The organism is Streptomyces sp. NPDC035033, from assembly GCF_040636735.1.
In the GTDB taxonomy this organism is placed as follows: Bacteria; Actinomycetota; Actinomycetes; order Streptomycetales; family Streptomycetaceae; genus Streptomyces.
In genome coordinates, this window is the sequence record NZ_JBEZUZ010000013.1 from 24,494 (window position 1) to 50,778 (window position 26,285).

The 26,285-nt window shown below is 72.1% G+C and carries 18 protein-coding genes and 1 pseudogene; 14 read left to right on the forward strand and 5 right to left on the reverse strand.

All coding sequences use genetic code 11. The annotated features are described in order from the left end of the window. Nucleotides 1-418: 418 nt before the first annotated feature. From AB0E83_RS08300 to AB0E83_RS08315, 4 genes and pseudogenes are all read left to right on the forward strand, one after another. Nucleotides 419-1,312 (forward strand): annotated as a pseudogene (locus AB0E83_RS08300) (serine/threonine-protein kinase); the annotation flags it as partial. Nucleotides 1,313-1,544: 232 nt separating this feature from the next. Then, entirely contained in the window at nucleotides 1,545-2,012 is a 468-nt protein-coding gene (locus tag AB0E83_RS08305; protein ID WP_362107956.1) for a hypothetical protein, read from the forward strand. Between the two features lie 136 nt (nucleotides 2,013-2,148). Continuing rightward, complete coding sequence (locus tag AB0E83_RS08310) at nucleotides 2,149-2,283, forward strand: hypothetical protein (RefSeq protein WP_362107767.1); 135 nt, start codon at nucleotides 2,149-2,151, stop codon at nucleotides 2,281-2,283. A gap of 915 nt (nucleotides 2,284-3,198) precedes the next feature. Then, on the forward strand, nucleotides 3,199-3,807 hold the full coding sequence (locus tag AB0E83_RS08315) for a hypothetical protein (protein ID WP_362107770.1): 609 nt from the start codon (nucleotides 3,199-3,201) through the stop codon (nucleotides 3,805-3,807). 1,062 nt (nucleotides 3,808-4,869) lie between these two features. Here the strand turns inward: AB0E83_RS08315 and AB0E83_RS08320 are convergent. Together AB0E83_RS08320 and AB0E83_RS08325 are read right to left on the reverse strand one after the other, a co-directional pair. After that, nucleotides 4,870-5,202, reverse strand: a complete 333-nt coding sequence (locus AB0E83_RS08320) for an alpha-amylase (RefSeq protein WP_362107772.1) — start codon at nucleotides 5,200-5,202, stop codon at nucleotides 4,870-4,872. 574 nt (nucleotides 5,203-5,776) lie between these two features. Then, a complete protein-coding gene (locus AB0E83_RS08325) occupies nucleotides 5,777-7,951 on the reverse strand; it encodes a hypothetical protein (protein WP_362107775.1) in 2,175 nt (724 codons plus the stop codon). Between the two features lie 401 nt (nucleotides 7,952-8,352). Between AB0E83_RS08325 and AB0E83_RS08330 the strand changes: the two genes are divergently transcribed. Continuing rightward, nucleotides 8,353-8,841, forward strand: a complete 489-nt coding sequence (locus AB0E83_RS08330; RefSeq protein ID WP_362107777.1) for an isochorismatase family protein — start codon at nucleotides 8,353-8,355, stop codon at nucleotides 8,839-8,841. A gap of 164 nt (nucleotides 8,842-9,005) precedes the next feature. Here the strand turns inward: AB0E83_RS08330 and AB0E83_RS08335 are convergent, their stop codons facing one another. Then, complete coding sequence (locus AB0E83_RS08335; protein WP_362107780.1) at nucleotides 9,006-10,220, reverse strand: hypothetical protein; 1,215 nt, start codon at nucleotides 10,218-10,220, stop codon at nucleotides 9,006-9,008. A 105-nt stretch (nucleotides 10,221-10,325) separates the two neighbouring features. Continuing rightward, a complete protein-coding gene (locus tag AB0E83_RS08340; protein WP_362107782.1) occupies nucleotides 10,326-11,015 on the reverse strand; it encodes a PP2C family protein-serine/threonine phosphatase in 690 nt (229 codons plus the stop codon). Between AB0E83_RS08340 and AB0E83_RS08345 the strand changes: the two genes are divergently transcribed. After that, a complete protein-coding gene (locus tag AB0E83_RS08345; RefSeq protein WP_362107785.1) occupies nucleotides 11,004-11,471 on the forward strand; it encodes a hypothetical protein in 468 nt (155 codons plus the stop codon). The two genes, AB0E83_RS08340 and AB0E83_RS08345, sit on opposite strands and share 12 nt — an antisense overlap. 387 nt (nucleotides 11,472-11,858) lie before the next feature. On the opposite strand, the gene AB0E83_RS08350 is transcribed toward AB0E83_RS08345, so the two are convergent. Beyond that, nucleotides 11,859-12,134 (reverse strand): HTH domain-containing protein, encoded by a 276-nt coding sequence (locus tag AB0E83_RS08350; protein WP_362107788.1) that lies wholly within the window; start codon nucleotides 12,132-12,134, stop codon nucleotides 11,859-11,861. An 87-nt stretch (nucleotides 12,135-12,221) separates the two neighbouring features. Between AB0E83_RS08350 and AB0E83_RS08355 the strand changes: the two genes are divergently transcribed. From AB0E83_RS08355 to AB0E83_RS08390, 8 genes are all read left to right on the forward strand, one after another. Continuing rightward, nucleotides 12,222-12,788, forward strand: a complete 567-nt coding sequence (locus AB0E83_RS08355; RefSeq protein ID WP_362107791.1) for a hypothetical protein — start codon at nucleotides 12,222-12,224, stop codon at nucleotides 12,786-12,788. A 171-nt stretch (nucleotides 12,789-12,959) separates the two neighbouring features. Beyond that, a complete protein-coding gene (locus AB0E83_RS08360; RefSeq protein ID WP_362107794.1) occupies nucleotides 12,960-13,385 on the forward strand; it encodes a hypothetical protein in 426 nt (141 codons plus the stop codon). Between the two features lie 40 nt (nucleotides 13,386-13,425). Beyond that, nucleotides 13,426-15,441 (forward strand): flotillin family protein, encoded by a 2,016-nt coding sequence (locus AB0E83_RS08365; RefSeq protein ID WP_362107797.1) that lies wholly within the window; start codon nucleotides 13,426-13,428, stop codon nucleotides 15,439-15,441. A gap of 100 nt (nucleotides 15,442-15,541) precedes the next feature. Then, nucleotides 15,542-20,395: a DNA repair ATPase gene (locus tag AB0E83_RS08370; RefSeq protein ID WP_362107800.1), complete on the forward strand. Its 4,854-nt coding sequence runs from the start codon at nucleotides 15,542-15,544 to the stop codon at nucleotides 20,393-20,395. A 471-nt stretch (nucleotides 20,396-20,866) separates the two neighbouring features. After that, complete coding sequence (locus tag AB0E83_RS08375; RefSeq protein ID WP_362107802.1) at nucleotides 20,867-22,405, forward strand: alanine/glycine:cation symporter family protein; 1,539 nt, start codon at nucleotides 20,867-20,869, stop codon at nucleotides 22,403-22,405. A gap of 239 nt (nucleotides 22,406-22,644) precedes the next feature. Continuing rightward, nucleotides 22,645-23,952: a Na+/H+ antiporter NhaA gene (gene nhaA, locus AB0E83_RS08380; RefSeq protein WP_362107805.1), complete on the forward strand. Its 1,308-nt coding sequence runs from the start codon at nucleotides 22,645-22,647 to the stop codon at nucleotides 23,950-23,952. Beyond that, a complete protein-coding gene (locus tag AB0E83_RS08385) occupies nucleotides 23,949-24,218 on the forward strand; it encodes a hypothetical protein (RefSeq protein ID WP_362107808.1) in 270 nt (89 codons plus the stop codon). The genes nhaA and AB0E83_RS08385 overlap by 4 nt, the downstream gene beginning before the upstream one ends. Nucleotides 24,219-25,056: 838 nt before the next feature. Continuing rightward, nucleotides 25,057-26,274 carry an FAD-dependent oxidoreductase gene (locus AB0E83_RS08390; RefSeq protein ID WP_362107811.1) on the forward strand — a complete coding sequence of 406 codons (1,218 nt, stop codon included), beginning with the start codon at nucleotides 25,057-25,059 and terminating at the stop codon, nucleotides 26,272-26,274. Nucleotides 26,275-26,285: the final 11 nt, after the last annotated feature.

Consider the following 26,285-nt stretch of genomic DNA (forward strand, 5'->3'; position numbering starts at 1 on the left):
GGAGACCGTGGTGGGGAGGGAGGCCGTGGCGGTAGGGGCACGACGCCGACGGCCCCGGCCCGGCTGGGGCGGCCCTCCCCGGTCCCTCCCGTGACGGGGTGGTCGTCTCCCGCGCCTCCCCGCCTCCGCCCCCTGATCGCCCTCTGCGCCTCCTCCGCGCAGGGCCGGCCGGGGGCGGAGGCGTGTCCGGCGCCGCCGCGGCGCGCTCGGCCGGACGAATCCCGCCTCTCGCGTACGTGAACGCGCCTCGTGCGGCGCCTCCGGCCTCCCCAAACACCAGGAACGACACGCAAGTTGAAGGTGCGGGGTCCGGAAGGGCATCCGTTGCGTGGAGTATCTTCACCTGCGTTCAAGGGTTCGGCCTCCGACAGCGGTGGCCAGGGGGAGCCGGCGGAGTGTGTCGGCGTAGGGGGACAGCATGCGGCAGCTCACGGCCGACGACCCGTCACACATCGCGCGCCACCGGCTTTTGGGCCGGCTGGGTGAGGGCGGAATGGGGCGGGTGTACCTGGGGCGGTCCGAGAGCGGGCGGACCGTCGCGGTCAAGGTGATCCAGGAGGCATACGCCCAGGATCCGGAGTTCCGGCGCAGATTCGCGCGAGAGGTCAAGGCCGCGCGTAGCGTCGGTGGGCAGTGGACAGCGGCCGTGCTGGATGCCGATACCGACGCCGCCGTACCCTGGGTCGCCACCCAGTACGTTCCCGGGCCGGACCTGCACTCGGTCGTCGCCCGTGATCACGGCCCGCTGCCGGAGCACTCCGTGCGCACCCTGGCCAACCGGCTGGCCCTGGCGCTGGAGGCCATTCACGGAGCCGGGCTGATCCATCGCGACCTGAAGCCGGCCAACGTGCTGATCACCGTCGACGGGCCCCGCGTCATCGATTTCGGGATCGCCCGCGCACTGGACGGACTCGGCACGGACGGCGTGATGACACGCGGCGGCGCGGTCATCGGATCGCCCGGCTTCATGTCCCCCGAGCAGGTCCGCGGCCTCGAACTCACCCCGGCGAGCGATGTGTTCTGCCTCGGCGCGGTTCTCGCGTACGCCGCCACGGGACGTGCGCCCTTCGGCACCGCCGACAGCGGCGCGCACGCACAGATGTTCCGCATCGCGCAGGAAGAGCCCGACCTCGGCGGCGTCCCGGACACCCTGCTGCCCCTCATCCGCGCCTGCCTGCACAAGGACCCCCGATCGCGGCCCACACCGCAGCAGATCGCCGCGGAGACGAGCGCCCTTCCCGACGGCCCGTGGCTGCCGGGTGAGGTACTGGCCCAACTCGGCAGCCACGCCGCGCGATTGCTGGACCTCGACCCGGCACCGCGGCCGCACCTCCCGCCGACACCCACCGCGCGCGACCACCAGCCCGCACTCCCGCACGTCCTGCCCACGCAGACCGCGTCCGCGCCCCCCCATGCCGGCTGGTCCGCCAGCCGGGCTCCACGCCCCTGCTGCCTCTGCCGGACCCGCCTTCCCTCCGGTACATCCACTGCGCGCGGAGCCGAGGGTGCGGCGGGGCGCCCTTGTCGGGGCCGTGCTGACCTGTGTGGCCGTGCTGGCGCTGTGGGGCGGCGCCCTGCCGCTCATGGCGTTCCAGGCCGACATCCACATCGGCAGCGCGCAGCCGCATCACTGGAATCTGTCGGCCTACGAGGCCCTGGGACTCGACGAGGCCCCTGGGCCCGCTCTGCACGCCGAGCTCTTCGCCTGGCCCTGGCTGCTCACCGTACTCATCGCCCAAGCCACCCTGATCTACAGGGCCGCCGCACCGCATCGCTCCCGCGACGCCCCACGGTTGATGGGTTACGTGTGTGCCGTCGCCCTCCCCCTGCGGCTCCTTGTGGCCGACGTGGCGTGGGAGCCCCCTCTCGACAACCTGCCCTCTGCGGCCGCGGCCGCGTCCCAGTTGTCGTTCTCCTTCGAAGGCGGCTGGTGGCTGCTCCACGCAGGAGCTCTGCTCGGTCTCGTGGCCTTCGTCTGGCAGGACATCCGAGCACGAGCCGCGTACCGCTGACCACCGGCGAAGGCACGGCGACGCGACGGGAGAACGGCTGCCTGCCGCCGGCCCCCAGCACTCACCGCGGCATTCGACCGGGGAACAGCCGTATGGCGAAGGCGACCGGCCCGCCAACCGAACGGAGGACCTGGCAGTGAAGCCGTACGCCACCGCTCAGCGGCCCGGCGACCGGATGCTCCAGCGCGACGCGACCGCCGTGTGCACGGCGCCGGCCGGCACCCGCGCCGACGCCCTCCTCGGCGGACCTGCCGGGCCCCGCGGCTGCTGAGGGAGGACCACAACGCCCGCCGCGCGGACGACGGCCCCCCGGCGACCGCAGCCTGTCCGCCGCCTGCCTCGGCGAAACCCGCGACGACGAGGAGACCGGACACATCCGGGGACACCGGACCATCGCGTACCTGTCCGGCCCGGCCCGACCGAGGTGGCTGCTCCTCACCTCCGACAGCGCCTGCGCGCTCCACGGCCGCCGGCGCCCACGCCGCCCGGGCCGGCCCCGGGACCAGGAGCCGGACGACGAGGAGCCGGACGGCGAGGAGCCGGCCGAGAAGGCCACCGCCGAGCTGACCGCCGCCGAGCGCGCTCCGGTGCTCCGAAGGCCGAGCGGCCGGCTTGGCCTGGTGACGCTCATGCCGCAACGGCCCTGTCGCAGCGATGAGTTCAGCGATCCAGCCGACCGGCAGCCCCGTGGTCAAGCGATTGCCGCCGATCACCGAGCCCTGAACGATTGCGTTCGGCTGGCGCTTCCTCGCCGGAAACTGTCGCGCGCTCAGGTTCACGAGCGTGGCAAGGAAGGTTGGTGAGGGGCGCCCCGTCGTGTCGGACCTCAGGCGGGCCCTTCGGCACGTGGAGGGAGGAGGCGGGATCGGTGGGCTCGGCGATCCCCAGCGGGTCGGCAAAGGCGTGGTGGGGGAGATGCCGTCACCGAGGACCTTCGGAGGTTTCCCTGGCTGTCTTCTGTCCGGGTGGCTCGGTGTCCGCGGGTGCGAACGCACAGAAGCACAGTCAATGACCTTCTTCGTCTCGACGGTTCCCGACCGGATGTGTTGACCGCCCTGGAACTCCCGTTCGTCGAAGCCCTGGTGGGCGAGCGCTTCACCGGCGCGAACGTTCGAACCGTCCCCGATAAGGTGGGGCGATCATGTCGAACAACGGGACCACAGGGGGACTTCGGATGAGGGCAGGCGTGAGGAGGGCCGCCGCGACGGGGGCACTGCTGATCGGGCTGACGGGCTGCGGAGGCGGTGACGGGACCGGCGCGACCGGAGGGGCCGCAGGCGAAGGGCAGCCGGTCGCGCTCGACGCGACGGGTCTGACGAGCGCGCTGCCACTTGCGCACGAGATCGGCGACGTGTATCTCGACGGCGAGACGGTCACGGTCCAGGCGAGCGAGGCCCAGGAGTTCTGCGCGTCGAAAACGAACGCGCCCTGCCCCGGGATCACCGGCGGCGGCCTCAAGGAGACCGTGGTCCGCGGCACCGACGACGAGATCGAGTTCCTGCTCTTCTCCTTCGGGACGGAGGACGAGGCGGCAGCGCACCTCGGGAAGCTGGTGGCGGAGCGGAAGAAGGCCGCCGTGGACGGCTACCCCGTGAAGCCGGTGACGATCGACAGCGGTGCCGACGAGACGCAGGCCCTGCAGACGGAGGTCGGCATCGACGTGTACATGCGCATCGGAGCGGTCGTCTCCTACGTCGACGCCAATGGCGTCCTTCTGGAGAACGCTCAGCGCGCCTCCAAGGTCCAGGTCGACCGGATCAGGACCGTTGCGGCGGGTGGCACCCCCGGCCAGTGATCGGCCCCGGCCGGCCGAACCCGTGAAGAGGCGGTCCACGGCGCCCTCGCCGGCTGGCACTGGCGGCGGCCTTTCGTACCCTGCCGCCGCGAGGCCGCCCCATGCCGTCCGCGACCCCGTCCCCGGCAAGTGGTCCTCTGCCGAGCCCTTTCGGAGTGGCCACTGACCGGGCGGCGGGCCGGCGTCCCGCAACGGGTGCGGGTCACCCACGCCTACCCCGGCGTCGCGTACGGCAGGATGCTCCGCCGTGGGTGGGCACCACCCAGATCCGGCTGACCTGCCCGTAGCGGACGCCGAACGCGGCCAGGGCCACGACGACGCCGGCTCGCAGGGCCACCAGACCGGCCACAACACCGGTGACCGACCGCTCCAGGTGCCCGAGGCCCAGCGCCCTTGACCGGGCGCAGGACCGTCCTGACCAGGCCGCCGTCGCCGGAGCGTGCACGGCGCTCACCCACCACCGGGCGGAGGCCGCGGACGGGCGGTTCGGACCCCGCGTCCGTGACGTGACCCGACCGGCCGCGGATCACTCCGGACACGGTCCGCACCTGGCGGCGCCGCGGGTGCCGGGTCGGGTGACAATCCGGGACGTCTCCGGGACGTCTCCGGGACACCACCGACCGAGCTGTCGCGCCGGCCACGCATCTGCTTCCCGGCCGGTGCTTGCGTACGACGGTGTGCGGCAGCGAGCGCCGGTCGAAGAAGGCACGCTTCCGGGCCGGCCGCCGGGCCTGCGCGCCGGCGTCGGGCCCGGAGAGCCGGCACAGGTTCCGGACCGTGATCCGCTACGCGGCCGGCCACCGAGGCAGATCGAGCCGGACCAGGGCCTTCGCCCGCTGCCGCACCACACCGGCGAGTTCCGAGAAGTCCCCCTCGACCACCCGCGAGCCCCGACCCGCCGCTGCACGGAACTCGACCAGAGGAGCGGCATCGGGCCCTGTCCCCACAGCAACCGAGCGGAAGACCCTGCCGCGCATGAAGGTGAGCGAGCGTGAGGGGGCGTAAGGGGGTAGCACCACAGCCGTACCCCCTGCGCCGCGCAGCGCGTCGAAGCGCTCTCGCTCAGGCGCCGCCGGCGGGGTCGCAGGACCGCAGCCCCGTGACGTAGTTGCCGTCCGTCCCGTAGCCGGCGAAGGTCGCCCACTCGCCGGGCTGGAGCGCGCGGCACGGGGCCCACTGGCCGTTCGTGTACTCGACCGTGACGGAGACGGTGCTGCCGCAGCCGTTGTGGACGTCGGTGTAGCGCCAGCCCTGGAAGTACTCCACGCACTCCGGGGCCGGCGATCCGGTGTCCGCCACGGCGGAGGGGGTTGCGGTCAGGGCCATCAGGAGGCCCGCCGCGGCCGTGGCGGTGAGGGAGACGGGGCGCGATATCTGCTTCATGAGGTTTGCCATGGGCCGGATCCTCTCCGCCCTTGTGATTCTTGCGCAAGCATCAGCAAGAATTTTCAGCCAAGGGTCGGATCGAGAGGCTAAGTAGCAGGTCAACTGCACTTCTAAGGACCGAAATAAGTTGCATGCCTGTCGTTCAGCGCGGCCGAAGAAGTCCTGCGTCCGCACTGTCGGCGACACCGGGAGCCGACCAAAGGTGGCGTGAGACCAGGAGTGCACAGTGGCCGAGATTCGACGCAATGCTCGGCCACGCCCGGGGCTCCGGCGACGATCCGTGCAGAGAAGCCGGGCCTCCGCCTGGACCACGAAGCGCCGCACCGTCGCCCACCCGGCTACTGATCTTTTCGTTGGTTCTGTGGGGTTCTCGGGTGAAGGGCGAGACCGGCGTGGGCGAGGAAGGCCCGGGCAGGGGGTGCCGTTGATGCGGTGGGCGCCCTGTGGGGGACGGCGGCGGGCTCGCGTGTGAGCGGACAGCCCGCCCCGGAACGGGACCACCCACTTCAGGGTGATCATGCGACAGTTCCGGCCGGATCGGCCTTCCGCCGGTGTCGAGGCGGGAGGCCGATCGCGGTTCCCGTCAGGCGAAGGCGCCCCAGCCGAGGTCCACGGCCTTGCGGGGGGCGAGCCTGCCGTCGGCGGTGCCGGGGTAGAGGTGGGCGGTGCCGTCGTTCCAGACGGCCATGAGGTCGGGCAGTCCGTCTCCGGTGAGGTCGCCGACGCCCGTCATGCTGCGCACGATGCCCCAGCCCTTGGAGAGCTCGACGCGGGGTCCGAGGCCCTTGTCCACGCCCGGGTAGAGCCACAACACGCCCTGCTCGTCGACGGCGAGGACGTCCGGCCGGTTCGACGGGTCATCGCGCAGGTCGCCTATGCCGGTGGAGAGCGGCATGGTGTTCCAGCCGCCCGTGCCGATCAGGATCGCCTGTCCGAGGCCGCCGGTGGCGGTGCCGGGGTAGAGGTGGGCGGTGCCGTTGTTCCAGACGGCCATGAGGTCGGGCAGTCCGTCTCCGGTGAGGTCGCCGACGCCGGACATGGACGTGACGACGTCCCAGCCGGCGGAGAGGTGGACACGGTTCAGGAGGCCGCCCGACCCGCCCGGGTAGAAATAGAGGTTCCCGGTGGAGTCGACAGCCAGGAAATCGGGCTTGGAGTCGCCACGCATGTTGCCGACTCCCGTCAGCAGCCTCATCCCGTCCCAGTTCGTGCCGATCGACCCACGGGTACCGATGCTGCTCGGCCTCCCCGGGTAGAGGACCAGGTTGCCGTTGCCGGGGCCGCTGCCCGGCGACGCCGCCGCCTGGGGGCGTACGGCGAGCAGGTCGGGCGCGCCGTCGTCGTCGAGGTCGCCCCACGCACCGGCCAGGGAGCGCACCGGGACCGGCGGTTTCGGCCACGGGATGTGGAAGACCGTCCGGTTGCCCGACTTCTCGTTGATCGTCCACATCTCATTGGTGGACGGCCAGTACATGACGTTCTGCCCGTAGATTCCCGTCCGGGTCCACAGACGGACCGGCTCGCCGGGCCAGGCATGGTAGAGACAGCCGGGGATGACCGTCTTCCCGCCGATGAACTCGGGACAGGCCGCCGAGATGACGATCCGGCCGCGGTTCATCGCGATGCCGTTGGCGCCGCTCACCGTCGACTCGAAGGCGGCCTCCGGGCGGGCGATGCCGCCTTGGGTGGCCAGGAGCCCGCTCGCCCGGTCCAGCGGCCAGCGCACGATCGTCCGGACGGTGCTGAAGGACTGCGGCTGGTCCTTGAGGAGGTGACCGACTTCGGTGGTCACCAGAGCGGGCTGAGCGCCGCTGTCATCGAGGGAGACGCCCGCGAAGCACGGCGGGGGGTTGCTCGCGTTCCCCGTGTCGCAGTTCTCGGGGTCGTATTGTTCGGGCGCCGTGTCGGCGTCGTAGCCCGGGGAGCCCTCGATGCCCCACTGGTGCTGGTAGCGGTTCACCTCCGGCAGGGCGTACTTGTGCCAGGCGGCGGCGTTCCGGCCGTTCGTCACCCCGACGCCGCCGAGGCTCTCGTCCATGAGCCAGACACGGTTCAGATCGAACACCGCGAAGCCGGAAGCGGTGGAGACGTACAGGAAGTTCTTGTACCAGGTCACCGAGTCGGCATGGCCCGGCAGCGCCTCGTAACCGGTGGACGTGGGCGTGACGAGCAGGACGTGGCGGTAGCTGATCCGAGTGCGGTCCGTCACGTCGGCGAACGTGACGCGCATCAGCTGGTCGGTGGCGTAGACGGGCTCGCTCCCGTCCCTGTCGCTGTGCCAGCCGGCGACGACGACCTGGCGATCGCCGACGATCTGCTGGTTGGCTGCCGACTCGCCCGATCCCGCGATGCCCTGCGGCACCCAGTGGTTCTTCGAGTCGTCGCCGTAGGTGTCGTCCCAGCAGAACCCTTTGGCGCCCGCCGCGTTCGTCTCGTGGCACGGGGCCCCCAGCGGCGACCGGGCGGTCATGTTGAGGTCACCCAGCACGTCCGTGACCGTCTTCTTCGGGATGCCGCGCGCCTGGGCGGCGTCGGCGTGCTGCGTCAGCGTCGTGCGGTGCGCGGAGGCGAACGCGTCCGTCTCGGTGGAAGCCAGGACCCAGTACGGCTTCGCGTCCACCTTCTTGACGGTCCCGGCGACGATGGCCCCGTTCGGCACCTCGGCGTGGGCCGGTTGTGCCAGCAGCCCCACCGACAGCAGCGCCGAGGCCACTGCCCCGGCCCACCGTCCGTGCCGGCTCTTCCTCGTCCTTTTCACCTGTCTCCTCTTCCGTGTCACAGAAACAAGGCGCCACCTTACGAGGGGCATCCGAACCCCGGCAGCCCTGCGCCGGACCGGCAGGAGATGTCTCGGTCCTGTCTGCGCAACCGCGAGTTCTCCGGACCGACCGGCCCGCCGGGGCGGCTCCGGAAGCAGCCGCGCGCCGGCACACCGGCCTGCCGGGCGAGAAAGTAGAAGTACGTCCACCGCACGCCGGCAGTTGATTCCCAGGGCCCCTATCAGACGGCCCGGTCCGCGGAACGTCGGCCGGGCGGCCGGTGAGAGGGGCCGGGCCGTCCACGACGCCACCGCCGGCATCTGGCCCCGGGACGGTTGGACGGGCGGGCCCGGTTCGAAGATCTGTCCTTCTGGACGGGGGCGGTTCTATGATCACCGGCATGCATTCCGCCCTGGTCCTGGTCGACCTGATGCCGCGCATCATCTCCCTCCCTCTCGCTCCCCACACGGGAGAGGAAGTACTGGAGCGCGGCCGCGAGCTGGCGGAGTCGTTCCGAGCGCGGAAGCGGCCCGTGGTGATGGTACGGGTGGACCGTCCGGACGTCGCCGAACAGCCGCCCGGCAGCGACTTCGCCGACGGCCTGGTGCACGACGGCGACCTCGTGGTGGTCAAGCGAACCATCGGTGCCTTCTACGGCACCGGCCTGGACGAGCGTCTGCGCGCCCTGGACGTGGACACGCTGGTGATCGCCGGCCTGGTCACCACGATGGGCGTCGAGTCCACCGCGCGGGCCGCGTCCGACCACGGCTACCGGCTGGAGTTCGTGGCCGACGCGATGTCCGGACTGGCCGCGGACGAACACGACTTCGCCGTGGAGCGGGTCTTCCCCCGCTTCGGCGAGGTGCGGAGGACCTCCGACTACCGGTGACACCGCCCCGTGAGCCCTCGCTTGTGCGAGACCCCTCGGGGAGACGTCCGCACGGGAACGACTGAGCGACGCCGACCGACGAAGCCCCGCTTGCCCGGGCAAGGGCAAGCGGGGGGCGATCTGCGTCCGCGTGCTCGGGACGCGCACGGCAGGGCTCCCGGCGGTCAGGCTCCGGGGGTGACGGACTGGGCGGTCGCGAAGGCGGCCTTCTCCTGGTCGCCGAAGTTCGTGCCGGCCATGTAGGGGCTCGGAGCGCGGTTCTCGGACTCGGCGATCGCGTCGAGGCCCCCGGTGCTGGACTGGGCCAGGTGCGACGTGACACCGACCAGGAGGCCCTCGCCACTGGCGTGGTCGAAGTCCTTGAACCAGGGGCCGCCGCTGGCACCGGGACTGAGCTGGGTCTTCATCAGGTCGCTGTTGGTGTCCCACCACCACTCGCGGTTGATCCACGACGGCCCCTGGCTGAACATCAGGCCGCGCCCGTCGTAGATGCGCTGCTGTGCGGCGGGGACGTTGTTCACGTTCGGGGAGCCGTCGATCACCGCCGTGCCGCTGCTGGTGAAGTTGGGCCCGCTGTAGCTCTTGAAGTTCGCGGCCGGGTAGCCGAAGTTGGTCCGCGGCGTCGTGCGGGCCACGTGGAAACCGATCGGCTGGCCGCCGCCCACGACGTCCTCGACCGGACGGTCGTCGTCCGGGTCGTCGACGACCATCGCGACCATGTCGTTGTTGTTGAGGTGGTTGGCCTGGGCGGCCCAGCCCTCGGTCAGCCACGCCCGCGTCACTGCCCACACGCCGTACGGCGCGACGTCGGGCCCGATCGCCGGGCCGCTGTTCAGGTCGGTGCCGGGGGCGACGCGGGGCAGGTTCTCGCCGCGGAAGCCGGGGATGAACAGCGCGTTCGTCGCGATCTGGTTGGTGTCGAGCGGGGCGTTGAGGCCCCAGTTGACGCGCAGGCAGTGGGCCGCGGAGACCACGACGCTCTTGTTCTGGCTCTGGACCACCGTGGCGGTGCAGGCCGCGAGGTTGTCGGTGCCGGTCGCGCCGTCGGCGTTGCGCATGCGCATCACCAGTTTGCCCGTCGTCCGGGTGATCTTCCCGCCGCTGACCCAGGGGCGGGCGGTGTCGTCCCAGCCCGCCGCCGGCGCGACGGCCTCGGCGCCGTCGCCGTTGAGCGCGGCGGCCGACAGCCGGTTCAGGTTCCAGTAGTCGACCTGCTGCTGGAGTCCGGCCTCGTAGCCGGCGCCGAGGGGAACGAGGCGAAGCTCGGCGGGCCCAGCGGCATGCGCGGCCGGGGCGCCGCCCACAGCGGCCGCGGTGACGGCGGCCAGCGCAACGGCCAGGACCGGCATCCGGCGGCGGGATAACTGGCGTGCTCTCATGGCGTTCTCCTCACGGTGAAGGAATGTCCCCACGAAACTACCAGTCAGTAATAGAACGTGGTTCCAGATAGGGGAAACGCCCGCCGTGACAGCGGCCGACCAGGCTCAGGGAGCCGGTCTGTCCTGGGGGGCGGGCTGGCTGTCGTGTTCACGGAGGGTCGCGGCGAGGACGGTGACGTCGTCGCGGTCCCAGTCGGCGCCGTGGTCCTCGACCGCCCGGTAGAGAGCGCCGACCACATCCCGTGGGTCGATCCCGGCACCGGCCACGGTTGCGGTGACGGCTTCCCGGCCGAGCAGGGTGCCGTTGTCGGCGCGGGCTTCGGTGAGGCCGTCGGTGGCCAGGACGACCAGTTCGCCGGGGGCGAGTGGGCGGTCCTGGACGTCCCACATGCCGTCGGGGTCCATGATGAACGGGCCGATGACCGGGCCGGTGGGCCCGAGCTCCTCGACGGTGCCGTCGGTGCGGCGGAGCAGGAAGATCTCGTGGCCGGCGTTCAGCCAGGCGAGGCGGCGGCCCCGGGGATCGAGGACGGCGATGACGAGGGTGGTGAAGCGTTCGTCCTCAGGGGCGACGACGGCCCAGGCGGCGGCCGCCGCGGCGCGGAGGTCGGGAGCGAGGCGGAGGGCGGCGACGACGGCACTCTTGATCTGGACGGCGAGCAGGCCGGCATCGGTGCCGTGGCCGGCGACATCGCCCTGGAGGAGCACCGTGGTGCCGTCCGGCAGGGGGAGGATGCCGAGGAAGTCGCCCGCGATGACGCCCTCGGCCGTGTGGATGCGACCGTGCGTGACCACACCGGTCCCCGGGGAGTACCTGGCGTTCAGGATGCGGCGCAGTCCGTCGGAGGCGGCGGCATCGATGCGCAGGGCCTCGCGGTGCTTGTCGGCCTGCTGCTGGGCCTGTTTCAGGACCAGGAGGGTGTGTTCGGCCTGGCCGAGGACACCGCCGAGCCACGGGGTGGGCCGGTGGGGGATGCGGGTGTCGGGAGCGGTGTCGGCGGCGGTGCGACCGAGGTGGGATTCGAGGTCGGCGAGGGGCGTGACGATTCTGCGCCATACGGTGAGAGCCAGGCCGCCCAGGATGAGCAGGAGGGTGGCGACGCAGGCCAGCTGGAGGGTGAGCAGGGCTTTCTGGGCGGCGACGGCACCCTTGCGGTTCCGCCTTGTGTTCGTCGAGGGCTGCCGCCAGGACGTCGGCGGTGGACAGAAGAGGATGAAGGCCGGTGTCGGGCCGGGCGAGCCAGTCGGTGAGCGCGGCGGTCAGCGCGGCACTCTCCTGTTCCAGACCGAGAGGACGGGCGTCGGCGTCGATGTCCCGGGCCAGCGCCCTGGCGCGGATCGCGTACGGGGCCTGCACCGGGTCGTCGGCGCGAGCGGAGGCGTGACCGCCGTCCTCGTCGGCGGTGTGGATGGTGGCGAACAGCGCGCCCATGGTGCGGCTGGCGTTCTCGGCATGACTGCCGGTCATCGCGCTGCCGGTGTAGACCTGGAAGGCGATCACGACGTCCACCACGGTCAGTGCGACCGCCACGATCACGGCCGCCACCAGCGCCGCTCCGGCCGACCTGAAGACGGAACGTCTTCTTGTCACGATGCTCTCCGATCCACCGATCTCGAGGTCCGAACTCCGGCTGTGTGTCAGTCCTGGCGGGGGAAGAGGGGTTCCCGGGTGGTCGGGCAGCGGCAGGACTCGGCGCCGGGCCGGATCGGCGCGCGGCGGAAGAAGCCCTTCGCCGACTCCAGCACGCCCTTGCCGGGCGGTGACTTCCGTTTCGGTGGCACCGACGACCCCGGCGCCTTCCGCACCGCGCTCCGCGACACCTCGAACCGTACGGCGAGCTCCCGCCCCGACAGCCCCTGCTCGCGGCGAGTCCGACGGACCCTCTCGAACAGCCACTCACGTGCCCTGCGCACCAGCGGTCTCCCCAACCTGGACCGTGATCAACAGAGACAGCGTGACGACCGAATGGCGCAGCCTCTCATGATTACTCCGAAAGCGGCATGTTCCCCACCATCACACCGTCTTACCCCACCATCACACCGCTCGGCCCCCGAACTCACCTCGCGGGCCTGCTCCGTGTCGCCCGCGGCCCCGAGGCGCACACCGGGGCCGACCCGGCCCCGCAGCCGGTAGAACGGGTTTTGACCGGAAGGTTCGGTGACCGGCACGTCCTGTTCATCGCGAAGGGCGGCAGGACGGTCTGTGCCGCCCCCGGCGACCGGCCCGAGGTCCTCGCCCACTTCGCCAGGCAGGCGTTCGCCGCCACCGGCGGGGGACGGGCGGCGATCGACCGGTCGACCGGCACCGACCCCGTCGACCCCACCGTCCCCGCGAGCCGCTGCACCCCCCCAGACCGCCGTGACCGGAGCCCGCCCGTTCGGCCGGACCGGGTGGAGAAGCGCGGTCACGCCGGCCGGAGCGGCGCATGGCGGGACGTACGTGTTGTCCGTGTCGGCGGACGGGACCTGCCCGTGCCGGGTGCTTTCACCAGCCGCCGGTACGACGGCGGGTTCGATCGGAAGCCCCTGCCCGTCGAGGACCGCCCGAAGCGCGCGGCACGATCGTGACGGTCTGGATCGCCTCACCGGGGACAGACGGGACCCGGCATGAAGAACCCGTCAAGATTGCCGGGATTCGGCAATGCGGCTCCCGTTGCCGTCGCGCCAGAATGGCTGAGGCGGCGGCAGCGTCCCGCCGTGGATGCCGGGGGCCGGAAGCACTGTTGCGGGGGAGGCGGGATGGGCGAGTTCGCCGGAGCGGCCTTCGGTTTTCCCGGTCTGGTGCTGACCGCCGCGTTCGTCGCCGCGATCGGGTTCTGGGTGCTGGTGCTGTGCCGGGTCGTCGCCCCGGACGCGTTCGACGGCGACGTGGACTCCGAGGCGTGGGGCCTCGCCGGCACGTCGGTCGCCCCGGCCGCATCCGTCGTCATCGCCGCCGGATGGGCGTTCCATCTGGCCGGCACGGTGCTGCTCGGCCGGGCAGGGCTGTCCGGCGCCTGGTTCCTGCTGCTTTCCGTGGCTCTGCTTCCGTGTGCTCTGACGTTGTCCTGGCTGCTCACGAGGCGGCTGTTCGGCCGACGGCGACGGAGCGCGCCCTCCGGTGCCCACCGGTGCGCGGCCGGCGGTGTTCCGCCCGAGCCGGAATCCGCGCGTACCGCCGGCTGAGCGGGTACGTCTTCTTCTTCGATCGACACGGGGTTCTCTCATGGATGCCATCACCTCGGGCATCGGCGTGCTCGTCGCCGTTGTCCTGCTCGTCGCCGTCGCGGTGTTGTTCATGGTCGGCAGGCTGTTCCGGAAGGTGGAGCAGGGCAAGGCGCTGATCGTCTCCAGGATGCGGAAGGTCGACGTGACCTTCACCGGGCAGGTGGTCCTGCCCGTGCTGCACAAGGCCGAGGTCATGGACATCTCGGTGAAGACCATCGAGATCTCGCGGACCGGCCGGGACGGTCTGATCTGCCGGGACAACATCCGGGCCGACATCCGCATCTCGTTCTTCGTCCGGGTCAACAAGACGGTCGAGGACGTCATCAAGGTCGCCCAGGCGATCGGCACGGCCCGCGCCAGCGACCAGGCCACCCTCCAGGAGCTGTTCAACGCCAAGTTCTCCGAGGCGCTGAAGTCGGTCGGCAAGCAGATGGACTTCACCGACCTGTACACCAAGCGCGAGGAACTCCGCTTCCGCATCATCGAGTTGATCGGCATCGACCTCAACGGCTACAGCCTGGAGGACGCCGCCATCGATTACCTGGAGCAGACCCCGCTGACCCAGCTCGACGCCGGCAACATCCTGGACGCCCAGGGCATACGCAAGATCACCGAACTGACCGCCGCCGAGAACGTCCGCACCAACGAACTGCGGCAGCACGAGCAGAAGGAGATCACCCGCCAGAACGTGGACGCCCGCGAGGCGATCCTGGAGCTGGAGCGCCGCCAGGCGGACGCCGAGATCAAGCAGCGCCGCGAGATCGAGATCGTCCGCGCCCGCGAGGAGGCGGAGACCGCGAAGGTCGTGGAGGAGGAGCGGCTGCGCGCCCAGAGCGCCTTCCTGCGCACCGAGGAGCAGCTCGGCGTCCAGCGGGAGAACCAGGCCCGCGAGGTGGCCGTCGCGCAGAAGAACCGCGAGCGGGTCATCGCGATCGAGAACGAGCGGATCGAGAAGGACCGCCTTCTGGAGGTCATCGCCCGCGACCGGGAGACCGAGCTGAACCGGATCGCCGCCGAGAAGGAGGTCGAGGCCGAGCGCCGGGACATCGCGGAGGTGATCCGGGAGCGGATCGCCGTCGACCGGACCGTCGCCGAGCAGGAGGAGTCCATCAAGCGGCTGCGGACCGTGGAGGAAGCGGAGCGGGAGCGCCAGGCCCTCGTCATCGCCGCCGAGGCCGAGGCCCAGGAGAAGCTGGTCAAGGACATCAAGGCGGCCGAGGCCGCCGAGCAGACCGCAGTCCACCGGGCCGCCGAGGAACTGACCCTGGCCGAGGCCCGCCACAAGGCCGCCGACCTGGACGCCCGCGCCAAGATCCGGATCGCCGAAGGCGTCCAGGCCGAAGCCGCCGCCGAAGGGCTCGCCGCCGTCCAGGTGCGCGAGAAGGAGGCGGACGCCATCGAGAAGGCCGGCCGCGCCGAGGCCGAGGCCACCGAGGCGCGGCTCCGGGCCGAGGCCGAGGGCCTGCGGGCCAAGGCGCTCGCCGAGGCGACCGCGGTCGGGGAGAAGCTGAAGGCGGAGGCCGAGGGCCTCAACCAGAAGGCGATCGCCGTCGCCGCGTTCGACGAGGCATCCCGTACCCACGAGGAGTACCGGCTCCGCCTGGAGGCCGAGAAGGACATCCGGCTCGCCGGCCTCGACGTGCAGCGGCAGGTCGCCGAGGCACAGGCCACGGTCCTGGCCACCGGTCTGGAGAACGCCGACATCAACATCGTCGGTGGCGAGTCCGTCTTCCTCGACCGGCTCGTCCAGTCGATCGCGCTCGGCAAGTCCGTCGACGGCTTCCTGGACCACTCGCGGACCGCGCGGGCCCTGGCGGGGCCGTGGCTGAACGGGGAGGGGTCCTTCACCGACGACCTGACGAAGGTGCTCGGCTCGCTGTCCAGCGCCGACGTGCAGAACCTCAGCGTCTCCGCGCTCCTCGCCAAGGTCATGAAGTCCGGCCTGCTGGACGCACCCGCACAGGCCGCCGCGCCGGCGGAGACCACCGCGCTGGGCGGCGCGACCACGAGCTGACCGCCCACGGGGGTGCGGTCGTAACGGGCCCGGCGCCGGCGAACGGGGGAGTCACCGGCACCGGACCCGTCCATCACCACGGTACAAGGAGCGGCAGAGCATGAGCGCCGAGATCGACCAGGACACGTACGCGGTGCTGCGCGACCGCCTCAGCGCCCAGGCCGCCGACCTCGCCCGGCGCGCCGAGGCACTCGACGAGGCCCGGATCGCGGAGTTCGGGTCGGGCGAGATGACCCTGGCGGCCACCCTCCGCGTGCGCACCGAGCGCGCCTGCCTGCCCCGGGACGTCGTCGGCGCGGGTGACGGCCTGCTGCTCCTCGGCCGACACACGCCGAGCGCGGAGGGCGCCGAACCGTCGGTGGCCGACGTCTTCGCCCTGTACGACCGGGACCTGAACCCGCTGCCCGAGGACGCCGTGCCCGGCCTCCTCGACGATCCGGACTTCCGCCGCGAGTTCGCGGCCCTGCACCGCTACTTCCGAGGCGCCCGCCTGCTGCGGTTGCGGCGGGTGGAGGGCCGCCTCCTCGCCGTGTTCCGGACGGGGGAGAAGGCCGACGACCTCCGCGTGCTGCGCTGGTCGACCGACTCCTCCGGCGCGACGCGGTTCCTGGACGCCCGAGGGGAACGGGACCACGTCCTGCCTCCGTCCCAGGAGGTCGAGTGGGTGGAGGCGACGCGGGAGGACCACGTCCCGGGCCGGTTCCCCCACCTCGCGATCGGCGGCCGCCTCTTCGTCTCCACGGTCGGCGGCACGCTGACCGTCAAGACGGAGAACGACACCGAGACCGCCGGAGGCATCCACACCGAACCGGTGGACGAACCGCTCCAGTCCCTGGCCGACGCCGAAGTCGCCCACGCGACCGTCGGGCCCCTCACCCTCGTCCGCGTCCGCCCCTACAAAGAGGGGACCCACCGGCACCTGGTCTTCAACACCCTGACCGGGACGGTGGTCCGTCTCGACGGACTGGGACAGGCGTGCCTGCGCCTCCCCGACGACGCGGGCCTCGTGTTCCCGGGGGGATACTGCCTGGCCTCCGGCCCGTCCAAGACGTTCGACACGGACACCTCGGGGCTCGCGTTCGACCACGCGGTCCCCTCTCCCAACGGGGAGGACCTGCTCTTCGTCTTCCACGCCCAGGCGGAGGGCCGCGCCCTCCTGCTCCCCTACAACCTCGTCCGCAAGGAGATCGCCGCCCCCGTCTCCTGCCGCGGGCACGCGCTCCTCGACGACGGCACGATGGTGACCCTGCGCACCGGCGACGGCGAACCCGGGCGTGTCCACCCGGTACAGGTCTGGCGGACGCCGTACGCCGCCGACACCCACGTCACGTCGACCGGGGACGGCCCCCTGGGACGCATCGGCAACGCCGACCTCGTGCGCGGAATCTCCGACTGCCTGTCCCTCGCCCGGCAGGCCACCGAGCTCACCCCTGCCGGCGAGGTGTACGCGGCGCTGCTCTCCGCCTGCGTCCGCGCCGCCGACGTCCACCACTGGCTGGGAGAGCCGGAGGCAGGTGACCTGCGGGCCCCGCTGGACGAGCTCCGCGGCACGCTCACGCAGGTGATCGACGAGTTCGATACCGTGGCGACCCTCCGGCGTCAGGCCGCGGAGGCGCTCGCGGCGTCCGCCGGGGGCATCGCCCGGCTGGTCCGGCGCGTCCAGGGCGAGGCTCCCGCCACGGCCGAGGAGTGGATCTCCCGGATCACCGAACTGCGCCGGGCGCAGGGACGCCTGGTGACCCTCAAGGAGATGCGGTACGCCGACACGGACGCCGTCGACGCCCTGGCCGCCGACGTCGAGTCCGACATCCTCTCCGCGGCCCGCAGGGCCGTCACCTTCCTCGGCCGCGACGACGCCTTCGCCCCCCACCACGCCGAGGCGGAGAGCCTGGCCGCCCAGGCCCAGGAGCTTGCCACCGCGGCGGAGACGGACCCCGTCGGCGACCGGATCGACGAACAGGCCCTCGCGCTGCGGGCCCTCAGCGAGATCATCACCGGCCTCGACATCGCGGACGCCACCGTCCGCACCTCGATCCTCACCCGGATCGCCGACGTCCTCGGCGCCCTGAACCGCGCCCGCGCCCTCCTCGCCACCCGGCGCGCCGAACTCCTCGACCGGGAAGGCGCGGCGGAGTTCGCGGCCGAACTCGCCCTCCTCGGCCAGGCCGTCACCGGCGCACTCGCCGCGGCCGACACTCCGGAGGCGTGCGACGACCAGCTCGGTCGCCTGACGGTCCGACTGGAGGACCTGGAAGCCCGCTTCACCGGATCGGAGCGGTTCCTGGAGGGCCTCGCGGACAAGCGCGCGGAGATCCACGACGCCTTCACCGTGCGCAGGCAGTCCCTCCAGGACGCCCGCGCCCGGCGGGCGGAGCGGCTCGCCGGGTCCGCGGGCCGCGTCCTGGAGGCGATCGGCCGCCGCTCCTCGGCCCTGGCCGGCCTCGACGAGATCCACACGTACTTCGCGTCGGATCCCCTGGTGGTCAAGGTCAGGCGCACGGCGGCGGAACTGCGCGAACTCGGCGATCAGGCAAGGGCGGAGGAGCTGGAGAGCCGCCTCGCCACCGCCCGTCAGGAAGCCGGCCGCGCCCTGCGGGACCGCGCCGAGCTCTACTCCGACGCGGGTGACACGATCCGGCTCGGCCGGCACCGCTTCGCCGTCAACCGCCAGACCCCCGAACTCACGCTCGTCCCGGCGGGGGACGGCCTCGTCCTCGCTCTGACCGGCACCGACCACCGCACGCCCGTCACCGACCCGGCCTTCGCCGAGACCCGCCGCTTCTGGGACCGGCCCCTGCCTTCGGAATCACCGGACGTCTACCGGTCCGAACACCTGGCCGCCCGCCTCCTCGCCGACCACGGCGCCGACCGGCTCGCCGGGGAAGACCTCCACGCGCTCGCGCGGCGGACAGCCGAGAACGCGTACGACGAGGGGTACGAACAGGGCGTCCACGACCACGACGCGGCCGTCATCCTGCGGGAGGTCCTCAGGCTGCACGAGACCGCCGGCCGGCTCAGGCATTCCGGCCGCGCCCGAGCGGCCGCCCAGTTGCACTGGGCCTCCACCGCCACCGCGGAGGACCGCGCCCAGTGGACCGAGCGCGCGATCTCCCTGACGCGCGCTCGCGAGCTCTTCGGCACGCCCTCCGCGCTCGACGGACTGCGCCGCGCCCTCGCCCAGGAGATCGGGGATCCGGCCGCCGCCGCGTACCTCGTCGACGAACTGGCCTCCGAACCCGCGGGCTTCGCCCTGTCCACGCCGGTGCGCACCCTCCTGGAGGAGTTCCGCCGGGCCGTCGGCACCTCCCGGTACGAGGACTCCCTCGCCGCACTCACGACCCCGGACGCACGCCGACAGCACGTCGAGGCCTGGCTCGGCGCCTACCTGACGGCGTCCGGCGGGACCGCCGACGAGGACGTGCTCGCCGAGGCGGTCGCCGTCGAACTCTGCCCCGGCCTCGAACGGTACGACGCCGACGGCCCGACCACGGCGCGTGCCACCGGCCTCCTCGGAAGCCACCCCCGGATCCGGGACCGCGCCCTGGAACTCCGGCTCGACGAGTTCCTGGCCCGGACCGAGGCGTTCGCCCTCGACGACGTACCCGCGCACCGCGCCTACCGGCAGTGGCGCGCGACCCTCATCGAGCAGGAGCGCGCCCGGCTGCGCGTGGACGAACACCGGCCCCGGGTCATGGCGTCCTTCGTCCGCAACCGGCTCGTTGACGAGGTCTACCTCCCCCTGATCGGCGACAACCTGGCCAAGCAGCTTGGCGCGGCGGGCGACGCCAAGCGGAGCGACTCCCACGGCCTGCTGCTGCTCCTGTCCCCGCCCGGCTACGGCAAGACCACGCTGATCGAGTACGTCGCCGACCGGCTCGGCCTGCTCCTCGTCAAGATCGACGGCCCCGCCCTCGGGCACCGCACGGTCTCCCTCGACCCCGCCCGGGCTCCCGACGCCACCGCCCGCAGGGAACTGGAGAAGATCGCCTTCGCCCTCGCGGCGGGCAACAACGTCCTGCTGTACGTCGACGACATCCAGCACTGCTCGCCCGAGTTCCTGCAGAAGTTCATCCCCCTCTGCGACGCCACCCGGACCCTGAACGGCCACGACCTGCGCGGCAAGCGCTTCGCCGTCTGCATGGCCGGCAACCCCTCCACCGAGTCCGGCCACGCCTTCCGCGTCCCCGACATGCTCGCCAACCGCGCCGACGTGTGGAACCTCGGCGACGTCCTCACCGGCAAGGAGGACGCCTTCGCCTTCAGCTTCGTGGAGAACGCCCTCACCTCCCACCCCCTCCTCGCCCCGCTCGCCGGCCGCGACCGCTCCGACGTGGAACTCCTCGTCCGCCTCGCGGCCGGAGACCCGACCGCCCGGCGCGACCGGCTCGCCCACGCCTACGCCCCGGCCGAGACCGACCGGATCCTCGCGGTCCTGCGCCACCTGCTGACCGCCCGCGAGACCGTCCTGGCCGTCAACGCGGAGTACATCGCCTCCGCCGCCCGCTCGGACGGGGCCCGCACCGAACCGCCCTTCCGGCTCCAGGGCTCGTACCGCACCATGAACAAGATCGCGGCCCGCCTCTCGCCCGCCATGAACGACGCCGAGCTCGCCGCCGTCATCGACGACCACTACACCGCGGAGGCCCGGACCCTCACCACCGACGCCGAGGCCGACCTCCTCAAGCTCGCCGACCTCCGCGGCGTCCTCACCCCCGCCCAGGCCGCCCGGTGGGCCGAGATCACCGCCGCGTACACGCGCACCCGTGCCCTGGGCGACACCACCGACGACCCCCTCTCCCGGGCGGTCGCCGCCCTCGGCCTGCTCGCCGACCGCATCGCCGCGGTCGAAGCGGCGATCGGCCGGGCGACGGACCCCCGCCACCTGCTCGCGCGCCCCGCCGGACGTCACGCCGCACCGCTCGACGGCGCGTCCGCCGGACACGGCCGGAACTGAAGGGAAGCGGGGAACGCCGCGAGGGACGCACCAGACCGGAGCGCCTCGGCGGGGAGGAGGAGCCGGAGGGCCGCCCGTGAGGCGGGCCGGACGGACACGTGACAGGTCCCTCCGCCCTGCACGCTCCTGACCCGAGGAAGCAAGTGCCCCCTGAACGGATCACTGTGTTCGAATAACGGTCACGTCACGGATGCTGCCAGTTTCCCGCATTACTGCACGTTATGTGATTCAGGTCACGTGCTCGGGGGTGTGGTCTGTGTTAGGAATGCGCAACTCCGCAGGTGGCACCACCCCTCGCCACCTCACCGGAGCGCCGGGCGAGACCCGGCGTACGACCGAGGTGATCACTCTCCGAGTCCGCGGAGACCGCTCACCCGCTCGCCGACCGGACAACGGCGTTCGCTCACAGACCGCACCCCCACACCGGCACCGCCTCCCGCACGCCGGTCCTGCGCACCTGAGGTCCCCACCGTGTCACTCGATTCCCTCACCCGGTCCGTCGACGAAGCCGTCAGCGGATTCTTCGAGCCGATAGCCACCTGGCTCGGCGAGGTCGTCTTCTACTCCGTGCCCGTCGCCGGCACCCAGCTCCCGCTCATCGTGGCCTGGCTCGTCGTCGCCGGCCTGGTCTTCACCGGCTGGTTCGGCTTCGTCCAGCTCCGCAAGTTCCGCCTCGCCGTGGACGTGGTGCGCGGCAAGTACGACGAGAAGGGGTCGGCCGGCGAGGTCAACCACTTCCAGGCCCTGACCGCGGCCGTCTCCGGCACCGTCGGCCTCGGTAACATCGCCGGCGTGGCCGTCGCCGTCTCCATCGGCGGCCCCGGCGCCACGTTCTGGATGATCCTGTGCGGCCTGCTCGGCATGGCCACCAAGTTCGTCGAGGTCACCCTCGGCGTGAAGTACCGCGAGGTGCACGCCGACGGCACCGTCTCCGGCGGCCCCATGCACTACCTGCCCAAGGGCCTGGCCGAGCGCTTCGGCCGCAACGGCAAGACCCTCGGCAAGGTCCTCGCGGTCCTCGCCTCCTTCATGGTCCTGTTCTTCGGCCTCTTCGGCGGCAACCTCTTCCAGGTCAACCAGTCCTACGCCCAGCTCGTCTCCGTCACCGGCGGCGAGGACGGCCTGATGGGCTCCTCGGCCGGCGCCCTGTTCTTCGGCATCCTGATCGCCGCCCTCGTCGGCGTCGTGCTCCTCGGCGGCATCCGCTCCATCGCCTCCGTCACCAGCAAGCTCGTCCCCGCCATGGCCGGCATCTACATCGCCGCCTGCCTCGTCGTCATCGCCGTCAACGTCACCGCCGTCCCCACCGCGGTCTCCACGATCATCGAGGGCGCCTTCAACCCCCAGGGCGTCGCCGGCGGAGTCCTCGGCGCGCTGATCATCGGCTTCAAGCGGGCCGCCTTCTCCAACGAGGCCGGTCTGGGCTCCGCCCCGATCGCCCACTCCGCGGTCAAGACCAAGCACCCCGCCAGCGAGGGTCTGGTCGCCCTCCTGGAGCCGTTCATCGACACGGTCGTCATCTGCACCATGACCGCGCTCACCATCGTCATCGCCAACCCGGCCAGCTACGTCGAGGTCCGCAACGGCGGCGAGTCCATCGGCGGCGTCACCATCACCTCCGACGCCTTCGGCACGGTCCTGCCCTGGTTCCCGTACATCCTCACCGTCGCGGTCATGCTCTTCGCGATCTCCACCGTGCTGACCTGGGGCTACTACGGCCTCAAGGCATGGACCCACCTCTTCGGCCGCGGCCGCGCCAGCGAGATCACCTACAAGGTCGTCTACACCGTCTTCGCCGTCGCGGGCTCGCTGCTCACCCTGCAGACCCTGATCGACATGGCCGACGCGGTGCTCTTCATGCTCGCCGTCATCAACATCATCGGCCTCTACCTCCTCGCCCCCGTCGTCAAGCGGGAGCTGAACTCCTTCCTCGCCTTCGTCAAGCGCCGCGACGCCGGCCTCGACACCGACGAGGAGACCGACCAGGAGCCGGTGAAGACCACCGTCTGACCGCCCCCCGGCGGCCCGGCTCCCGAGGGTGCCCGCGTCCACCTCGCGCCTTGGCGGACGCGGGCACCCTCACCCCCGACCCGGCCACCGGCCACCGGCTGCCCTGGTGACCGCCAGGACCGGCCGATAGGCTGTGAAGAACGCATCAAGAAACGACCGATGCTGGTGTGCCGGGAAGTCTGGTCGGCGTCCGAGGGCCTGTGCGCCCGTCCGCCGACACGCCCCGGAGGGCTCTCCCCATGACCCAGGCACACCCCCGCAAGACCGTCTTCGGACTGCTTCCCTGGCCCGAACGCCAGGCCGTCGCCGAAGCCCTCCGAACGGAGACCGTCGGCGGACTCGTCCTCCTGGCCGCGGCCGTGGTGGCCCTGGTCTGGGCGAACAGCCCGTGGAGCGGCGCCTACGAAGCCGTACGCGACTTCCACTTCGGCATACCCGCCCTCGGCCTGGACCTCTCCGTGGGCCACTGGACCGCCGACGGCCTCCTCGCCGTCTTCTTCCTCGTCGCCGGCATCGAGCTCAAACGCGAACTCGTCGTCGGAGAACTCCGCACCCCCGCCACCGCCGCGCTCCCCGTGATCGCGGCCCTGTGCGGCATGGCCGTCCCGGCGGTCCTCTACGTCCTCACCGCGAGCGCGGGCGGCGGCTCGCTGGACGGCTGGGCCGTGCCGATGGCCACCGACATCGCCTTCGCCCTCGCCGTCCTCGCCGTCATCAGCACCCACCTCCCCTCCGCCCTGCGGGCGTTCCTGCTGACCCTCGCGGTCGTCGACGACCTCGGCGCCATCCTCATCATCGCGGTCTTCTTCACCTCCGACCTGAACTTCTGGGCCCTGGGCGGAGCGTTCGCCGGCCTCGCCCTCTTCTACGCCCTCCAGCGCCTGCGGGTCCGCGGCTGGTGGTGGTACGTGCCCCTCGGCATCGCCGTCTGGGCGCTGATGTACAACTCCGGCGTCCACGCCACCGTCGCCGGCGTCGCCATGGGCCTCATCCTGCGCACCACCCGGGACCAGGGCGAGACGGCCTCGCCGGGGGCCCGGGTCTCCCACCTCGTCCACCCCTTCTCCGCGGGCGTCGCCGTCCCCCTCTTCGCCCTCTTCGCCGCCGGCGTCGGCGTCTCCGGCGAAGCCCTCGGCCACGTCTTCACCGACCCCGAACCCCTCGCCGTCCTGATCGCCCTCGTCGTCGGCAAGATCCTCGGCATCTTCCTCGGCACCTACCTCGCCGCCCGCTTCACCAGGGCAACGCTCAACCCCGACCTCGCCTGGGCCGACGTCCTCGGCCTCGCGACCCTCGCCGGCATCGGCTTCACCGTCGCCCTCCTCATCGGCGAACTCGCCTTCCCCGACCCCGCCCGGGCCGAACACGTCAAGGCCGCCGTCCTCATCGGCTCCCTCACCGCCGCCGCGCTCGCCGCCCTCCTCCTGCGCCGCCGCAACCGCCTCTACAAGCAGCTCTACGAGGCCGAGAACCGCGACGCCGACGGCGACGGCATCCCCGACTGCTACCAGACGGAGAGCGGTGCCAGGTCCGGCGGCAGCCGGTGAACGAGGAGGGGTTCGGCCCTTCCCTCCTCGGCGCGGCCGTCGTCCTCGCCGTCCTCGTGATCCGGACCGCCGTCGGCGAGATGAGACACCCGGGCAGCGCACACCGGGCATGGGGCTTCCTGCACACCCGGCGAGGGCTGGTCACGCTCCTCGTGACCAGCGGCGCGCTCGCCGCCACCGCCTGGGCGACGGCCGGCCCGTCATCTCTGCCCTGGGTCCTGCTCGCCGCCCTGCTGATCGCCCGGCTCTCGTCGGACTCGCGCTGACCGCGCACCCCGTGAAGGCACGGCGGGACATGGACCGGCCGCCGGACACGGACGGCGAGCGAAAGGCCGGCCCGGACGATCAGCGCGACCTCGATCACGTCGTCGTACAACCCTGAACGTCTGTCACGAGTCTGCTGGGTCGATCCCGCCTTCGGCGTGCCGCTCCCGCTGATCGTCAACGGACCCGTACGCCTGCCGCACCTCGGCACCGAGCCCAGGTTGCAGCCCCTGCTGCCGCTGGCCATCGGGACCATCCTGTACGCCGCCCGCCACCTCACCCGCGCCAACCCCTACCTCGCCGCCGTCGCACCGGAGCCCCACAAGGCGTTCGAGGCGCTGGGGGAGGCGCCGGCGGAGCCGGCCACGTCCGCCGCCCTGCTGGTGTTCGGAGCCCTGCTGACCCCGCAGCTGTTCGGAGACCTCTCCTGGGGCGGCCACGCGGCCGCCGTCCGCACCACCGGTCGTCAGCCCCGACGCCTCACCCCGCCACATGGCCGCCGTGATGGAACGCACCGGCAGCCCCGTCGCCCTGGTCGTCGACCGCACCGCCGACAGCCTCACGCACCCCGGTCCCCCCGGACACCGGACCGCGCCATGAACACGCGCCGGCCGGTACGCGCGGACGCGGGCATCCCGGAGCCGCCGGCACCGCGGTCGGGGCCGCCGTGGCCCCTTCGAAACGCCGCGAAACGCCGTCGGAGCCGCTCCACGCAGCACCGTGGGCACAGGTCCGGCAGCGCCGGGTGAAAGTGATCCGGCCCACAGATCGATCCGTTCTGTCACAGCCGTCGACGGCGCGGTGACTTATGGGCGAGCACCTGAAAACGGAGGAGGCATCATGACGGGGAACACGCGTGTGGTCGTGATCGGTGGCGGATACGCGGGCGTGATGGCCGCGAACCGGCTGACGCAGCGCGACGACGTGTCCGTGACGCTGGTCAACCCGCGCCCGGACCTTGTCCACCGGGTCCGTCTGCACCAGCTGGTGGGCGGGTCCGACGACGCCCTCATCGCGTACGGGGACGTCCTGGCCGGGCGCGTCCGGCTGACGGTCGACACCGTGACCCGGATCGACGCGGCCGAGCGCAGCGTGACACTCGCGGCCGGCGGCACGCTCGGCTACGACTACCTGATCTACGCCGTGGGAAGCGGCAGCGCGGAACCGGGCGTGCCCGGGGCGGCCGAGTTCGCCTACCCGCTCGCCACCCTGGAGGAGGCCCAGCGGCTGCGTACGGTCCTCGACGCCACGCCCGCGGCGGCCCCGGTGACGGTGGTCGGTGCCGGTCCCACCGGCATCGAGACCGCGGCCGAGCTGGCGGAGACCGGCCGTCGGGTGACCCTGGTCTGCGGCGGCGTCCTCGGCCCGTACCTGCACACCCGGGGCCGGCGCTCGGTCGCCGGACGACTGGCCAAGCTCGGTGTGACGGTGATCGACGGTGCTGACGCGAAGGTGACGGCGGTGACCCGTGACGCCGTGCGGCTCGCCGACGGGCGTGCGCTGCCGAGCGAGGTGACCGTCTGGACCGTCGGCTTCGGCGTTCCGGACCTGGCCGCGCGCAGCGGGCTGAGCACCGACGCGGTGGGCCGGCTGCTCACGGACGAGACGCTGACGAGCGTGGACGACGAGCGCATCCTCGCGGCCGGGGACTCGGCAGCGCCGTCGAACCAGCCGCTGCGGATGAGCTGCCTGAACGCCACACCGCTGGGTGCGCGGGCCGCCGACACCGTGCTGAGCCGACTCGCGGGCGAGCAGCCGCAGACCATCCACCAGGGGTTCTACGCCCAGTGCATCAGCCTCGGCCGGGGCGCCGGGATCTACCAGTTCGCCAACCGGTCGGACATCGCCGTGTGGCTGCACATCGACGACAGCATGGGCGCCAAGATCAAGGAGATGGTCTGCAAGGGCATCCCCGGCCACCTGTCCGGAGAAGCGCACAAGCCCGGTTCGTTCCGCCTGCACCGCGCGCCCGGAGGCGTCGCCAAGCGCCGCCGACTGCTGCAGGCCGACGGCACCCACCACGCCGAGGCACCGACCGCCCCCGACCGGACGGCCTGACCGGACGGCTT

What these genes read in the sequence shown, in the direction of transcription:
- AB0E83_RS08360 (WP_362107794.1), top strand. Translation starts at nt 12,960, where the DNA reads ATGGGCGAGTTCGCCGGAGCGGCCTTCGGTTTTCCCGGTCTGGTGCTG.
- AB0E83_RS08370 (WP_362107800.1), top strand. Translation starts at nt 15,542, where the DNA reads ATGAGCGCCGAGATCGACCAGGACACGTACGCGGTGCTGCGCGACCGC.
- AB0E83_RS08335 (WP_362107780.1), bottom strand. Translation starts at nt 10,220, where the DNA reads ATGAGAGCACGCCAGTTATCCCGCCGCCGGATGCCGGTCCTGGCCGTT.
- AB0E83_RS08330 (WP_362107777.1), top strand. Translation starts at nt 8,353, where the DNA reads ATGCATTCCGCCCTGGTCCTGGTCGACCTGATGCCGCGCATCATCTCC.
- AB0E83_RS08320 (WP_362107772.1), bottom strand. Translation starts at nt 5,202, where the DNA reads ATGGCAAACCTCATGAAGCAGATATCGCGCCCCGTCTCCCTCACCGCC.
- AB0E83_RS08355 (WP_362107791.1), top strand. Translation starts at nt 12,222, where the DNA reads ATGTTCCCCACCATCACACCGTCTTACCCCACCATCACACCGCTCGGC.
- AB0E83_RS08390 (WP_362107811.1), top strand. Translation starts at nt 25,057, where the DNA reads ATGACGGGGAACACGCGTGTGGTCGTGATCGGTGGCGGATACGCGGGC.
- nhaA (WP_362107805.1), top strand. Translation starts at nt 22,645, where the DNA reads ATGACCCAGGCACACCCCCGCAAGACCGTCTTCGGACTGCTTCCCTGG.
- AB0E83_RS08365 (WP_362107797.1), top strand. Translation starts at nt 13,426, where the DNA reads ATGGATGCCATCACCTCGGGCATCGGCGTGCTCGTCGCCGTTGTCCTG.